A 13,508-nucleotide genomic window follows, 5' to 3' on the forward strand; every position below is an offset into this window, starting at 1 on the left:
GAGGGCATCAGACAGCTAAATTTTAAAAAGGATTTCCCCATGACCATTAACCTGAAAAACCGCAACTTCCTCAAACTGCTGGACTACACCCCGGCAGAGATCCAGTACCTGATCGATCTCGCCATCGAGCTGAAGGCCGCCAAAAAAGCCGGACGCGAAAAACAAACCCTGGTCGGGAAAAACATCGCCCTGATCTTTGAAAAAACCTCCACCCGCACCCGCTGCGCCTTCGAAGTGGGCGCGTTTGACCAGGGCGCGCAGGTCACCTATCTCGGCCCAAGCGGATCGCAGATTGGCCATAAAGAGTCGATGAAAGACACCGCCCGCGTATTAGGCCGTATGTATGACGGCATCGAATACCGCGGCTACGGCCAGGCCATCGTTGAAGAGCTGGGCGAGTACGCGGGCGTGCCGGTGTGGAACGGCCTGACCGACGAGTTCCACCCGACCCAAATTCTCGCCGACCTGATGACCATGCTGGAGCACTCTCCGGGCAAAACCCTGCCGGAGCTGAGCTTTGCTTACCTGGGCGATGCGCGGAACAACATGGGCAACTCCCTGATGGTCGGCGCGGCCAAAATGGGGATGGATATCCGCCTGGTTGCACCGAAATCCTTCTGGCCGGAGGCGGGCCTGGTTGAGCAGTGCCGCGCCATCGCCAAAGAGACCGGCGCGCGCATCACCCTCACCGACGACGTGGAGGAAGGCGTGCAGGGCACCGATTTCCTCTACACCGACGTGTGGGTTTCCATGGGTGAGCCGAAGGAAGCCTGGGCCGAGCGCGTTAGCCTGATGAAGCCGTATCAGATCAACGCGGACGTGATGAAGGCCACCGGTAACCCGAACGTCAAATTCATGCACTGCCTGCCGGCATTCCACAACGAGCACACCAAAGTGGGCCGCGAAATCGAAATGGCGTACGGCCTGAAGGGGCTGGAAGTGACGGAAGAGGTCTTCGAATCACCGAACTCCATCGTCTTCGACGAAGCAGAGAACCGCATGCACACCATTAAAGCGGTCATGGTGGCGACACTCGGCGACTAATCACCGCCCGGCGCGCCGCGGGGTGCGCCGGGTTCAGGAGAACATCATGGGCAAGTTCAAGTTTCCCTCCGCTTACACCATTCTCTTTTTTCTGATTGCCGTGGTTGCCGTGCTGACGTGGATTGTTCCGGCCGGGCAGTACCATATGGCATTGAACGAGGCGCTCGGTAAAGAAGTGCCGGTTGCTGGCACCTACGCGCACGTGGCAGCGCACCCGCAGGGGCTGGTTTCGGTGCTGATGGCGCCGATTGCCGGGCTGTACGATCCAGAATCCGGCCAGGCCGGGGCCATCGACGTGGCGCTGTTTATCCTTATCATCGGGGGATTCCTCGGGATCGTCACTAAAACCGGGGCGATAGACGCCGGGATCGAGCGCGTCACTACCCGACTACGCGGCCGCGAAGAGTGGATGATCCCGATCCTGATGGCGCTGTTTGCCGCAGGCGGCACGATTTACGGCATGGCAGAAGAGTCGCTGCCCTTCTATACCTTACTGGTGCCGGTGATGCTGGCGGCGCGGTTCGATCCGGTGGTTGCTGCGTCCACCGTGCTGCTCGGCGCGGGGATCGGCACCCTCGGCTCCACCATCAACCCGTTCGCCACGGTGATCGCCGCCAACGCCGCCGGGATCCCCTTCACCAACGGCATCATGTTGCGCATCGCGCTGCTGGTGATCGGCTGGATCATCTGCGTGGCGTGGGTAATGCGCTATGCCCGCAAGGTGCGCAAGGATCCGTCGCTGTCGATCGTGGCGGATAAGCAGGAAGAGAACCGCGCCCACTTCCTCGGCAACAAGGGCGAGCAGTCGCTGGAGTTTACCCCGGTGCGCAAACTCATCCTGGTGATCTTCGCCCTCGCCTTCGCGGTGATGATCTACGGCGTGGCGGTGCTGGGCTGGTGGATGGCGGAGATCTCGGCGGTGTTCCTCGCCAGCGCGATTATCGTCGGGCTGATCGCCCGCATGAGCGAAGAGGAGCTGACCTCAACCTTTATCAACGGCGCGCGAGATTTGCTGGGCGTCGCGCTGATTATCGGCATCGCGCGCGGTATCGTAGTGATCATGGATAAGGGCATGATTACCCACACCATTTTGCACAGCGCCGAGGGAATGGTCACCGGATTGTCGACGGTGGCGTTCATCAACGTGATGTACTGGCTGGAAGTGGTGCTGTCGTTTCTTGTGCCTTCTTCGTCCGGCCTGGCCGTTCTGACGATGCCGATCATGGCGCCCCTTGCCGATTTCGCTAACGTCAACCGCGACCTGGTGGTTACGGCTTACCAGTCGGCGTCCGGCATCGTTAACCTGATCACTCCCACCTCTGCCGTCGTGATGGGCGGGCTGGCTATTGCCCGCGTGCCCTACGTGCGCTATCTGAAATGGGTCGCGCCGCTGCTGGGGATTTTAACGGTGGTGATTATGGTGGCGTTAAGCCTGGGCGCCCTGTTGTAATTTGCCGGATGGCGCTGCGCTTATCCGGCCTACGGATCGGTGCGATGCCACCGGTTATTTCGGGAACTGATATGGGAACTATGATGGATTACGAAGAGTACTCTCCCAAAGAGCAACTACAGCTAACGGTCTGCCAGCGTCTGATCGCGGAAAAGAGCTATCTCTCCCAGGAGGAGATCCGCCGCGACTTACAGGAGCGGGGTTTTGAGACCATCAGCCAGTCCACCGTTTCACGTCTGCTCAAGTTGCTCGGTGTCATAAAAATTCGCAATGCCAAAGGGCTAAAGATTTATTCGCTGAATCCCCAGCTGCGCCCGGCCCCCGACGCGGCGCGTACCGTCTCTGAAATGGTGGTGAGCGTGGAGCACAACAGCGAATTTATCCTTATCCATACCGTCGCCGGATATGGCCGCGCGGTGGCGCGTATTCTGGATTATCACCAGTTACCGGAAATTTTAGGCGTGGTGGCCGGAAGCAGTATTGTCTGGGTCGCGCCCCGCGTGGTGAAGCGCACCGCGCTGGTGCATAAGCAAATTAATTATTTACTCAGAACGCATTAATATTCATAAAGAACCGTTTGCATTGAGTAAAGCGTGCATTAAATCGCTTGATCCCAAAAGCGAGCTGCGTATAATGCCCGACAATTTGCCGGGAGGAAGCATGGTCAAGCGTGTACGACATATCGTCTTACCGCGTCTGAAATCAGACGCTGGCCTGCCGTTTTTCTTCCCGTTGCTAAACCTATTCCCAGAGCCCCTCATTTGAGGGGCTTTTTTTTGCCCGGCGTCAGGAGATAAACATGAATCCGCTTTATCAAAAACACATCATTTCCATAAACGACCTCAGCCGCGAAGAGCTGGAACTGGTTCTGGAAACCGCGGCAAAACTGAAGGCCAATCCGCAACCGGAGCTGCTGAAGCACAAGGTGATTGCGAGCTGCTTCTTCGAAGCCTCCACCCGCACCCGCCTCTCCTTTGAAACCTCCATGCACCGCCTCGGGGCGAGCGTGGTGGGCTTCTCGGACAGCAGCAACACGTCGCTGGGCAAAAAAGGCGAGACCCTGGCGGATACCATTTCGGTTATCAGTACCTACGTGGACGCGATTGTGATGCGCCACCCGCAGGAGGGCGCGGCGCGTCTGGCGACCGAGTTTTCCGGCGGCATTCCGGTGCTGAACGCCGGTGACGGTGCCAACCAGCACCCGACGCAGACCCTGCTGGATCTGTTCACCATTCGGGAGACGCAGGGCACGCTTGAGAACCTGAACATCGCCATGGTCGGCGACCTGAAATATGGCCGCACCGTCCACTCCCTGACCCAGGCGCTGGCGAAATTTAACGGCAACCGCTTCTTCTTCATCGCGCCGGACGCGCTGGCGATGCCGCAGTACATTCTCGATATGCTGGACGAAAAAGGCATCGCGTGGAGCCTGCACGCCAGCATCGAAGAGGTGATGGGCAACGTGGATATTCTCTACATGACCCGCGTGCAGAAAGAGCGTCTTGACCCATCCGAGTACGCCAACGTGAAGGCGCAGTTCGTACTGCGCGCCAGCGACCTCGAGGGCGCGCGCGACAACATGAAGGTGCTGCACCCGCTGCCGCGCATCGATGAGATCACCACAGACGTGGATAAAACGCCGCACGCCTGGTATTTCCAGCAGGCCGGAAACGGCATCTTCGCCCGCCAGGCGTTACTGGCACTGGTTCTGAATCGCGAATTAGCTCTGTAAGGGGAGACGACCATGACACACGATAACAAACTCCAGGTTGAAGCCATCAAGCGTGGCACCGTGATTGACCACATCCCTGCGCAGGTGGGCTTTAAGCTGCTGACGCTGTTCAAACTGACTGAAACCGACCAGCGCATCACCATCGGCCTGAACCTGCCGTCGGGCGAAATGGGCCGTAAAGACCTGATCAAGATCGAGAACACTTTCCTGACCGACGAGCAGGTCAACCAGCTGTCTCTGTACGCGCCGGACGCCACGGTTAACCGCATCGACGATTACGACGTGGTGGGCAAATCCCGCCCAAGCCTGCCGGATCGCATCGAAAGCGTGCTGGTCTGCCCGAACAGCAACTGCATCAGTCATGCTGAGCCGGTTTCCTCCAGTTTCGCAGTGAAAAAACGCGCCAATGACATTGCACTCAAATGCAAATACTGCGAAAAAGAGTTTTCTCATTATGTGGTGCTGGCCAACTAATTGAGGTTGGTAATGAAATCCCGGCTGTTATAATGGCCGGGAACATTCTTAACGCTGTAATTCTGGAGAAAAAATGAGCAAAGTACTCGCGACGGAAAATGCACCAGCGGCTATCGGCCCATACGTTCAGGGCGTTGATCTGGGCAGCATGATCATCACTTCTGGTCAGATCCCGGTGAACCCAAAAACCGGTGAAGTGCCAGCCGACGTAGCGGCGCAGGCGCGTCAGTCGCTGGAAAACGTGCAGGCGATCGTCGAATCTGCCGGCCTGAAAGTGGGCGATATCGTCAAAACCACCGTGTTCGTGAAAGATCTGAACGATTTCGCCACCGTTAACGCCACTTATGAAGCGTTCTTCACCGAGCACAACGCCACCTTCCCGGCGCGCTCCTGTGTGGAAGTGGCGCGTCTGCCAAAAGACGTAAAAATTGAAATTGAAGCGATTGCCGTACGTCGCTAATTTATTTCAATAAAGAGAAGGCAGCTCAGGCTGCCTTTTTTATTGCGACCATTTTTACTCTCTCCAGGCAATGACGCATCCCCCACTCCATTAATAGACTGACGCTGCCTTGTTATATTCTAATTAATGGATGAAGAATGAAACTCTCTAAGATCGCGCTGGCCGTTGCCACATTAGCGGTTGCGTCTTCCGCACTTGCACACGGATATATAGAATCCCCCGCCAGCCGCGCTTATATGTGTAAGCTCGGCCAGAATATTGACTGTGGCTCTGTACAATATGAACCGCAGAGCGTAGAAAAGACCTCCGGCTTCCCGACGGGCGCAATGCCGCCTGACGGCCAGCTTGCCAGCGCCGGTATTGCCAGCTACTCCCAGCTTGATAAGCAGAGCCTGAACGCCTGGACCAAAAGCCCCATGACGGCAGGCCCGCATGAATTTGTCTGGCACCATACCGCGCCGCATAAAACCACCAACTGGCGTTATTACATTACCAAACAAAACTGGGACCCCAATAAACCGCTGACCCGTGACCAGTTCGAATTAACGCCGTTCTGTACTATTAACGGGAATGGTCAGGCACCGTCCATGACAAAATCCATGACCTGTAATGTCCCGGAACGTACGGGCTACCAGGTTATTTATGGCGTGTGGGAAATTGCGGATACCGCAAACAGTTTCTATCAGGCCATTGACGTTGATTTCGGTAACGGCGGCAACGTCACGCCGGACGATACCCCAGCGGTAATATCCCAGTGGAGTAAAACCCTGAGCGGACAGATTGCCGGGAATAACCTGAACGTGGGCGATAAAGTGATTGCACGCTTCTTCGACGCCAACGGGGAAGTTGCCGCCCTGCGTACTGAAATGACCATCGGCTCTTCAGAACAAGGCGACGCTAACCAGTGGTCCTACGATCTGGCGCAGAAGATCAACACCACTCATAGCGATGTCCGCGTCGGTGTGAAAGATGAAGCCGGTGAAATCAGCCCGATTCACGGCGCCAACAGCGTATTCGTGAAAGACGGCAGCACGCTGAATTCCGTTGCCATCTCTTATGAAGAGCAAAAAGCGCAGGTGAGCGAGACCATCGCCGTTTCCGATCTGCAATACAGCAAAATCGAACATGGCAATGCGATTGTGACCTTCCATGTGAACACGCAGGGTGACGTTAATTTTGAAGCGCACGTGATGAACCACCACGGTGCCGAAAAAGGTTATCTGAAGCAGGATATGAATAACGTCAATCAAAACGTGACCATGACGCTGACTGACGTCACGGCGGGCCACCATATGCTGAAATACTACGCCACCAACAAAGACGGCACCCTGTTCGCGCAGGACGTGCTAAACCTGATGCTGGAAAGCGACGCGGCGGACAGCAGCGGCCCGCATGACTTTATCTTCCCGGACAGCATTGCCTCCTACAAACCGGGCACCGTGGTGTTACAGCCTAAAAACGGTAAGACCTACGAGTGTAAACCGTTCCCGTATAGCGGCTACTGCGTGCAGTACAGCCCAACCGCAAACCAGTTTGAGCCGGGCGTGGGCGCGCACTGGAAAGAGGCGTGGGTGCTGAAGAACTGAGTTGCCTTCACGCCCGGTGGCTGATTCCCTCACCCCAGCCCTCTCCCAAAGGGAGAGGGTGTATAAATTCCCTCTCCCTTTGGGAGAGGGTTAGGGTGAGGGTTCTTTACTACTGATTCCGCGTCGCCCTAAGCAGCGTCTCCAGCGGGTACACCGCCGCAATCACCACCTCGTCCTGGATCGTCGCCGCGTTATCCAGTTCGCTCTGGATCGACGCGATCTCATTGTCGTCCAGCGTGCCCTGACGCGCCACCAGATCCGTCAGCCTCAGGCCAATCGAGGCCAGTTTATCCACCTCCTGGATCACCGGCTTAATGGCCTTCAGCTGATAGCTGTTTTCACTCAAGGCCAGCGCATCGCTGGTGTTGTTCTGCCAGCGGTTAAAGACGTGGCGCAGCGCGTCGGCGCTTTCCGTGTCTTCCGCGTCGCTCACCAGACGGTCCGCCCATTTATTCATCTGACGCACGGTCGCACTTTCCGCGTTTAGCGCGTCAGCGAGCCGGTTGAGCGGCTCAAACTGATGATAGTTTCCGGCCTGGAACTTAAGATGCTGGCGGGTGTAATACTGCGCCGGTTCAAGCGCCTGGGCGAGAATTTGCAGCGGCAGGGTATCCGCATTGTTGGCGAGGCGCGTGAACTGCACCTGCTGCTGGGTATGCTGCTGTAGTCCAGCCGACACCGTGGACCAACTGTCAATCGCCTGGAGCCGGGTATACATGTTGTCGATGTCGTTGACGTCCTTTGCCGACCATAGCCGCTCCGCCACCGCAAAGGCGCGCGGCCACAGACGGATATCCAGCACCGGCGCGACCACGTTTTCCGCCCACAGCGCGGCTTCACCGCCGAGCAGATTGGCCTCGTTCGCCGGGTCCGGCACCACCGGCGGTATGCCTTTTGGCACCGCGTCCAGACGCGTGCCGTCGATCGGGTAGCGGGCGTTACCCACCAGGAAATAGCCGCTGAGCTTATCGTTCTCAACAGAAACGACCGGACGCGTTTCACCCATCCAGGTATCAACGGTAAACGTTACCTGGTTGTCGTCCCGCCACTGAATGTTATCCACCGCCCGACGCGATTTCCCGGCAAAATCAATAAATCCACGCCACCCGGCATCGCCTTTCACCAGCGTAAAGCTGCCTTCCACCGGCTTGCCTTTCAGACGCGGCATGGAGAAAGCCCAGCTCTGGACGCTGTCGGTGTCCGCTATCACATCCACGCCGTTCAGCCCCTGCGGCACAATTTCATTGCGGTAGTGGTAGGCGGTGGATTGCGGCTGATCGAGGTAGAAACCGGTTGATAGAATGCCCTTATAACCGTTCTGCGCCACCTGCCCCAGCGCGTCCTGTCCCTGCCAGGACTGGATCAGAATGCTTTTCGGCAGATCGGGATGGTAGATCTCATCCCAGCCAACCATCTGCCGGTGGTGCTTCTCAAGGATCGTCTCCAGCTTGCGGTTGAAATACGCCTGCAACGCGTGGCTGTCCGCCAGTTTGTTGTCGCGCATAAACGTCTGGATCGCAGCGTTCGCTTTCCACTGGCTATCGTCAACCTCATCGCCGCCAATATGCAGATACGGATCCGGGAAGATCGCCGCCAGTTCGCTGACCATCGCGTCGGCAAAGGTATAAGTTGCCTCTTTGGTTGGATCCAGCACCGGCTTCAGCACGCCCCAGTGGCGCTCCATGGCGTAAGGCCCCGGCGCGCTCATCAGCTCCGGGTAGGCGACGGCAATCGCCGAGGCGTGGCCCGGCATATCAATTTCCGGCACCACGCGTATGCCGCGCTCGGCAGCGTAACGCACAATCTCGCGCATCTGCTCCGGGGTGTAGAACAGCCCATCGCTGGCAAGCTGGGTTAATTTTGGATAACGCTTCGAGGTAAAGCGCCAGCCCTGGTCGTCCGTCAAATGCCAGTGCAGGACGTTGAGCTTTGCCGCGGCCATGCCGTCGATCTGGCGTTTAATATCCTGAATCGGGAGGAAGTGGCGCGCCGAATCGAGCAGCAGCCCGCGCCACGGGAAGCGCGGAGAATCTTCAATGGTCACCCACGGGATCGAGGTGTTTTCGGCGCCGTTCTGCATCAGCTGAAGCAAGGTTTCCATGGAGCGCAGCGCGCCGAAGCGGGTGTTGGCAGAGATATTTACGCCGTTGGCGTCCACCGTGAGTTTATAGCTCTCATCGCTGTCCGGCAGCGGCTGCGGCTTCACCTTTTTGGCGATGGCGATGCGGATGGTCGGCTTGTCAGGTTTTTCGGCCTGCGGCTGTAGCGTCCAGCCGGTTTGCAGCGCAATGCGCTGGCGCAGGCGGTTGACCGCATCCCCCAGATCGTCGCCGCTGACGCTCACAGAGAGTTGATTGTTAAGCACCAGCGCGCCCTGAGTGGTCGGGCGTTCAACCTTCGCAGGCCAGGGCATTAAGGGAAGGTCACCTGCCGGGGCGGCAAAGGCGGAGGCGCCGAGCATGAGCCCGGCGGTTAAGAGGCTGTACCGTAACATGAATGTTCCTTATCTGACGGGCCAAATACAGGCAAAACATTCTGTTAACATGCGCTCAAATTGTCGTCAAGCGAATGCGCCGACGGAGATCACAGGTTGTTGAATTTGGGAGGAAAGCCAGCTGCCGGGTGGCGGCTTCGCCTTACCCGGCCTACGTTCGGATCGTAGGCCCGGTAAGCGCAGCGCCACCGGGCTTGCCGTTACTGCCATCCATACCGGCGCGCATAGAACCCTTTCACCATCTGCGTCAGCACCATGTAGCCCGCGAGGATCGCCACCAGCCACGGGAAGTAGCTCAGCGGCAGCGCCTGAAGTTGCAGGTAGCTTGCCAGCGGCGAGAACGGCAGCGCGATCCCGAGCGCCATCACAATCCCCGTCATCACAATCAGCGGCCACGCGGCACGGCTCTGGATGAACGGAATACGACGGGTGCGGATCATGTGCACAATCAGCGTCTGAGACAGCAGTCCCACCACGAACCAGCCGGACTGGAACAGCGTCTGGTGTTCTGGCGTATTCGCATGGAACACAAACCACATCAGGCAGAAGGTCAGAATGTCGAAGATAGAGCTGATCGGCCCAAAGAACAGCATAAAGCGCCCCAGATCGGTGGGGTTCCAGCGCTGCGGCTTCTGGATCTGCTCGTCGTCCACGTTATCAAACGGGATCGCCACCTGAGAGACATCGTACATCAGGTTCTGGATCAGCAGGTGCAGCGGCAGCATCGGCAGAAACGGCAGAAACGCGCTCGCCACCAGCACGCTGAAGACGTTGCCGAAGTTGGAGCTGGCGGTCATTTTGATGTATTTGAGCATATTGGCGAAGGTGCGACGCCCTTCGATGACGCCCTCTTCCAGCACCATCAGGCTCTTTTCCAGCAGAATGATATCCGCCGCTTCGCGGGCAATATCCACCGCGCCGTCCACGGAGATACCGATATCCGCCGCACGCAGGGCTGGCGCATCGTTGATGCCGTCGCCCATAAAGCCCACTACGTGCCCTTCGCGACGCAGCAGAGTGACGATGCGCTCTTTATGCATCGGCGTCAGGCGGGCAAACAGCGTGGTGCGTTGGGCAAGCTCGGCCAGCTCATCGTCGGACAGGTGCTCAATGTCGCTCCCCACGACGACGTCGCCCGCGTCCAGGCCGACTTCGTGGCACACTTTGACCGCCACCAGCTCGCTGTCGCCGGTGAGGATTTTGACGGTGATACCGCTCGCTTTCAGCGCTTTTAGCGCCGGCGCGGTGGTCTCTTTCGGCGGATCGAGGAATGCGATGTAACCTTCGAGGATCAAATCGGATTCATCGATACGCTGGTAGTCCCCTTCCCGCGCAGGCAGGAACTTGCTGGCTACTGCCACCACGCGCAGCCCCTGACGGTTCAGGTTATCGGTGACGCGTTTGATGCGGCGCAGCATGGTCTCATCCAACGGCACGATCTCGCCGTTATGGCGCACCTGCGTGGAAACATTCAGGATCTCCTGCAATGCCCCTTTGCAGATCAGCTGATGTACGTCCGCCTGCTCGCTGACCACCACCGACATGCGGCGGCGCTCGAAGTCGAACGGGATTTCATCCACCTTCTGCCAGCGACCGGAGAGCGTGCGGGCAGACTCCTCGTCCACCCCTTCCAGCACCGCCACGTCGAGCAGGTTTTTCAGCCCGGTCTGATAGTGGCTGTTCAGCCAGGCGCTGTGGAGCACGCGCTCGCTGGTTTTTCCGGCGATGTCGGTGTGGTTCTCCAGCACGATTTTGTCCTGCGTCAGGGTACCGGTTTTATCGGTGCAAAGGATGTCCATCGCGCCAAAGTTCTGGATGGCGTCGAGGTGTTTAACGATCACCTTTTGTTTAGAGAGTTTGACCGCCCCGCGCGCCAGCGTGGACGTGACAATCATCGGCAGCATTTCCGGCGTTAAGCCAACGGCCACGGAGAGCGCGAACAGCGCCGCTTCCCACCAGTCGCCTTTGGTGTAGCCGTTGATCAGCAGGACAATCGGCGTCATGACCATCATAAAGCGGATCAGCAGCATGCTGACGCGGCCAATGCCTTTCTGGAACGCATTCGGCTCGCTCTCCTGCTCGCTGACGCGTCCGGCAAGCTGTCCAAACCAGGTATTGCCGCCGGTGGCGGTGACAATCGCCTGCGCGGTGCCGCTGACCACCGTGGTGCCCATAAAGCACAGGGTGTCGCACTCCAGCGGGTTCATCTGCTGCGGATCGCGGGTCCGCGCTACCTTCTCTACGGGCAGGGATTCACCGGTGAGTGACGCCTGCGCGACGAACAGATCCCGCGCCTGGATGACGCGTAAATCCGCCGGGATCATGTCCCCCGCCGCCAGCTTCACCAGATCGCCCGGCACCAGCTGGTCAATGGGAAGCTCAATCCAGGCGTTCTCGCCGAGGTCGTTAATCACGCGCGACACGGTGGCGGTGTTGCTGACCATCGCTTTCAGGGCATCCGCCGCTTTGGTGGAGCGCGCTTCCTGAATAAAGTTCAGCAGCGTGGAGATCCCCACCATCAGGGCAATCACGCCTGCGGCAAACAGATCTTCAGTGGCGTAAGAGATAATCCCGAGCACCGTCAACAGCAGGTTGAACGGATTGCGGTAGCAGAGCCACAGGTGGACCCACCAGGGAGAGGGTTTCTGCGCCGGGATCTGGTTATCGCCATGTTCCGCGCGGATTTTTAACACTTCTTGCGCGTTCAGCCCTTCCGGGTGGCCGCCAAAGGCGCGCCAGACTTCGTTTTCATCCATCGCCGCCACGTTCAGGCAGCGCTCGGTCAGGGAAGCGGGGATTGCCGCTCCCGCCATGGTGTTGACATTTGGCAGCGGATCGCGCGCAATCAGGCGATGTGGCAGGTGACGGCTCAGCAGCGCTTGCAGCTGCCGGGTGATATTCTTCAGCATAGTCATTCCCCCGCATCCGCAAAGGCGGACGCAGTTTTCCCGCAGGCGTGGCAAAGCCGTACCTGTCAGGCACTTAATTTATCAAGCAGGAACGTATGAACGTTGCTGCCTCACGCCGGTGAGACAGCAAAAGGCTGGCTTACCGGAAAGAAGGTTTTCTCCTGGTCAGGAGAGGTGTGGGATCGGGATCCATGTGGCCTCCGGTAAGTAAAAAGTTGGGTATCGGCACGCAGTATAGTGATTTATCCATACCGTTTGTGACTAATCGGGCGGTATTATAACGCCCTGCAAATAAACCGAACGTAAACCAGACTTTGCCCATAGCGAATTCGCAGGATAGCATTAGGCTCAATTGATTATTTTATCGTTGTTACAGGGAATACAGCATGCAGAACCGCCTTACGATTAAAGATATCGCGCGTTTAAGCGGCGTGGGGAAATCGACTGTCTCACGCGTGCTGAACAACGAAAGCGGTGTCAGCGAGCGCACACGCGAGCGCGTCGAGGCGGTGATGAATCAGCATGGTTTTTCCCCTTCCCGCTCCGCGCGCGCCATGCGCGGGCAGAGCGATAAAGTGGTCGCCATTATTGTCTCGCGTCTGGATTCCCTCTCCGAAAACCTCGCCGTACAGACGATGCTGCCCGCGTTCTACGAGCAGGGCTACGATCCGATCATGATGGAGAGCAAGTTCTCCGCGCAAATGGTGGAGGAGCATCTCGGCATGCTTCAGCGCCGTAATATTGATGGGGTGGTGCTGTTCGGATTTACCGGCCTAAAAGAGGACGTGCTTAAACCCTGGCAGCCGTCACTGGTGCTGCTGGCGCGCGACGCCAGCGGGTTTGCCTCTGTCTGTTACGATGACGAAGGGGCGATCGTGATCCTGATGCAGCGCCTGTATGAACAGGGCCATCGGCATATTAGCTATCTCGGCGTGCCGCATGCCGACATCACCACCGGCAAGCGTCGCCACGAAGCGTACCTGGCGTTTTGTAAAAAACACAATCTCCCCGCCGTGGCCGCGCTGCCCGGTCTGGGTATGAAACAGGGATATGAACAGGTCGCCAGCGTGCTGACGTCACAAACCACCGCCCTGGTATGCGCCACCGATACCCTTGCATTGGGTGCGAGCAAATATTTGCAGGAGCAGCGCATCGGGGAACTGCAATTAGCGAGCGTGGGAAGCACGCCGCTGATGAAGTTCTTACACCCGGAGATTATCAGCGTTGATCCGGGTTACGCCGAGTCTGGCCGGCAGGCTGCCGCGCAGCTGATCGAGCAGATTACCGGGCGAACCGAGCCCCGTCAGATCGTTATCCCAGCCCATCTCTCATAATTCTTTTGAATAGATTATTGTGATC

11 protein-coding genes and 1 pseudogene are annotated in these 13,508 nt (G+C 58.0%); 9 read left to right on the top strand and 3 right to left on the bottom strand.

Going from position 1 to position 13,508, the window contains the following annotated elements; all coding sequences use genetic code 11:
• Positions 1-39 precede the first annotated feature (39 nt).
• The 3 genes from argF to IM290_RS06690 all read left to right on the top strand — a co-directional run bounded on the left by argF (position 40) and on the right by IM290_RS06690 (position 3,054).
• Positions 40-1,044: an ornithine carbamoyltransferase gene (gene argF, locus IM290_RS06680; RefSeq protein ID WP_003863360.1), complete on the top strand. Its 1,005-nt coding sequence runs from the start codon at positions 40-42 to the stop codon at positions 1,042-1,044.
• A gap of 46 nt (positions 1,045-1,090) precedes the next feature.
• Positions 1,091-2,494 carry a YfcC family protein gene (locus IM290_RS06685; protein WP_062938329.1) on the top strand — a complete coding sequence of 468 codons (1,404 nt, stop codon included), beginning with the start codon at positions 1,091-1,093 and terminating at the stop codon, positions 2,492-2,494.
• An 80-nt stretch (positions 2,495-2,574) separates the two neighbouring features.
• Positions 2,575-3,054 (top strand): arginine repressor, encoded by a 480-nt coding sequence (locus IM290_RS06690; protein WP_003863366.1) that lies wholly within the window; start codon positions 2,575-2,577, stop codon positions 3,052-3,054.
• A gap of 3 nt (positions 3,055-3,057) precedes the next feature.
• Here the strand turns inward: IM290_RS06690 and IM290_RS06695 are convergent.
• Positions 3,058-3,175: pseudogene (locus IM290_RS06695) on the bottom strand (hypothetical protein).
• On the opposite strand from IM290_RS06695, the gene IM290_RS06700 reads away from it, so the two are divergent.
• The 5 genes from IM290_RS06700 (at position 3,155) to gbpA (ending at position 6,746) form a co-directional block, all read left to right on the top strand.
• Entirely contained in the window at positions 3,155-3,259 is a 105-nt protein-coding gene (locus tag IM290_RS06700) for a pyrBI operon leader peptide (protein WP_071524139.1), read from the top strand. The pseudogene IM290_RS06695 and the gene IM290_RS06700 sit on opposite strands and share 21 nt — an antisense overlap.
• Before the next feature lie 34 nt (positions 3,260-3,293).
• Entirely contained in the window at positions 3,294-4,226 is a 933-nt protein-coding gene (gene pyrB / locus IM290_RS06705) for an aspartate carbamoyltransferase (RefSeq protein ID WP_033487898.1), read from the top strand.
• Between the two features lie 12 nt (positions 4,227-4,238).
• On the top strand, positions 4,239-4,700 hold the full coding sequence (gene pyrI, locus IM290_RS06710; RefSeq protein WP_003863370.1) for an aspartate carbamoyltransferase regulatory subunit: 462 nt from the start codon (positions 4,239-4,241) through the stop codon (positions 4,698-4,700).
• A 73-nt stretch (positions 4,701-4,773) separates the two neighbouring features.
• Positions 4,774-5,160 (top strand): 2-iminobutanoate/2-iminopropanoate deaminase, encoded by a 387-nt coding sequence (gene ridA, locus IM290_RS06715; protein WP_003863373.1) that lies wholly within the window; start codon positions 4,774-4,776, stop codon positions 5,158-5,160.
• Positions 5,161-5,297: 137 nt separating this feature from the next.
• Positions 5,298-6,746 carry an N-acetylglucosamine-binding protein GbpA gene (gene gbpA / locus IM290_RS06720; RefSeq protein ID WP_193042273.1) on the top strand — a complete coding sequence of 483 codons (1,449 nt, stop codon included), beginning with the start codon at positions 5,298-5,300 and terminating at the stop codon, positions 6,744-6,746.
• A gap of 109 nt (positions 6,747-6,855) precedes the next feature.
• On the opposite strand, the gene IM290_RS06725 is transcribed toward gbpA, so the two are convergent.
• Complete coding sequence (locus IM290_RS06725) at positions 6,856-9,240, bottom strand: beta-N-acetylhexosaminidase (RefSeq protein WP_193042272.1); 2,385 nt, start codon at positions 9,238-9,240, stop codon at positions 6,856-6,858.
• Between the two features lie 200 nt (positions 9,241-9,440).
• On the bottom strand, positions 9,441-12,149 hold the full coding sequence (gene mgtA / locus IM290_RS06730; protein WP_193042271.1) for a magnesium-translocating P-type ATPase: 2,709 nt from the start codon (positions 12,147-12,149) through the stop codon (positions 9,441-9,443).
• Between the two features lie 386 nt (positions 12,150-12,535).
• Between mgtA and treR the strand changes: the two genes are divergently transcribed.
• Positions 12,536-13,483 carry a trehalose operon repressor TreR gene (gene treR / locus IM290_RS06735; RefSeq protein WP_017383908.1) on the top strand — a complete coding sequence of 316 codons (948 nt, stop codon included), beginning with the start codon at positions 12,536-12,538 and terminating at the stop codon, positions 13,481-13,483.
• The last annotated feature ends 25 nt before the right edge of the window (positions 13,484-13,508 follow it).

Origin of the sequence: Enterobacter cloacae complex sp. S1 (genome assembly GCF_014930525.1) — a bacterium.
GTDB lineage: Bacteria > Pseudomonadota > Gammaproteobacteria > Enterobacterales > Enterobacteriaceae > Enterobacter > Enterobacter hormaechei_C.

Coding starts and splice junctions, on each gene's coding strand:
- IM290_RS06700 (WP_071524139.1), top strand. CDS start 3,155: ATGGTCAAGCGTGTACGACATATCGTCTTACCGCGTCTGAAATCAGAC.
- gbpA (WP_193042273.1), top strand. CDS start 5,298: ATGAAACTCTCTAAGATCGCGCTGGCCGTTGCCACATTAGCGGTTGCG.
- treR (WP_017383908.1), top strand. CDS start 12,536: ATGCAGAACCGCCTTACGATTAAAGATATCGCGCGTTTAAGCGGCGTG.
- IM290_RS06685 (WP_062938329.1), top strand. CDS start 1,091: ATGGGCAAGTTCAAGTTTCCCTCCGCTTACACCATTCTCTTTTTTCTG.
- argF (WP_003863360.1), top strand. CDS start 40: ATGACCATTAACCTGAAAAACCGCAACTTCCTCAAACTGCTGGACTAC.
- IM290_RS06690 (WP_003863366.1), top strand. CDS start 2,575: ATGATGGATTACGAAGAGTACTCTCCCAAAGAGCAACTACAGCTAACG.
- pyrB (WP_033487898.1), top strand. CDS start 3,294: ATGAATCCGCTTTATCAAAAACACATCATTTCCATAAACGACCTCAGC.
- pyrI (WP_003863370.1), top strand. CDS start 4,239: ATGACACACGATAACAAACTCCAGGTTGAAGCCATCAAGCGTGGCACC.
- ridA (WP_003863373.1), top strand. CDS start 4,774: ATGAGCAAAGTACTCGCGACGGAAAATGCACCAGCGGCTATCGGCCCA.
- mgtA (WP_193042271.1), bottom strand. CDS start 12,149: ATGCTGAAGAATATCACCCGGCAGCTGCAAGCGCTGCTGAGCCGTCAC.
- IM290_RS06725 (WP_193042272.1), bottom strand. CDS start 9,240: ATGTTACGGTACAGCCTCTTAACCGCCGGGCTCATGCTCGGCGCCTCC.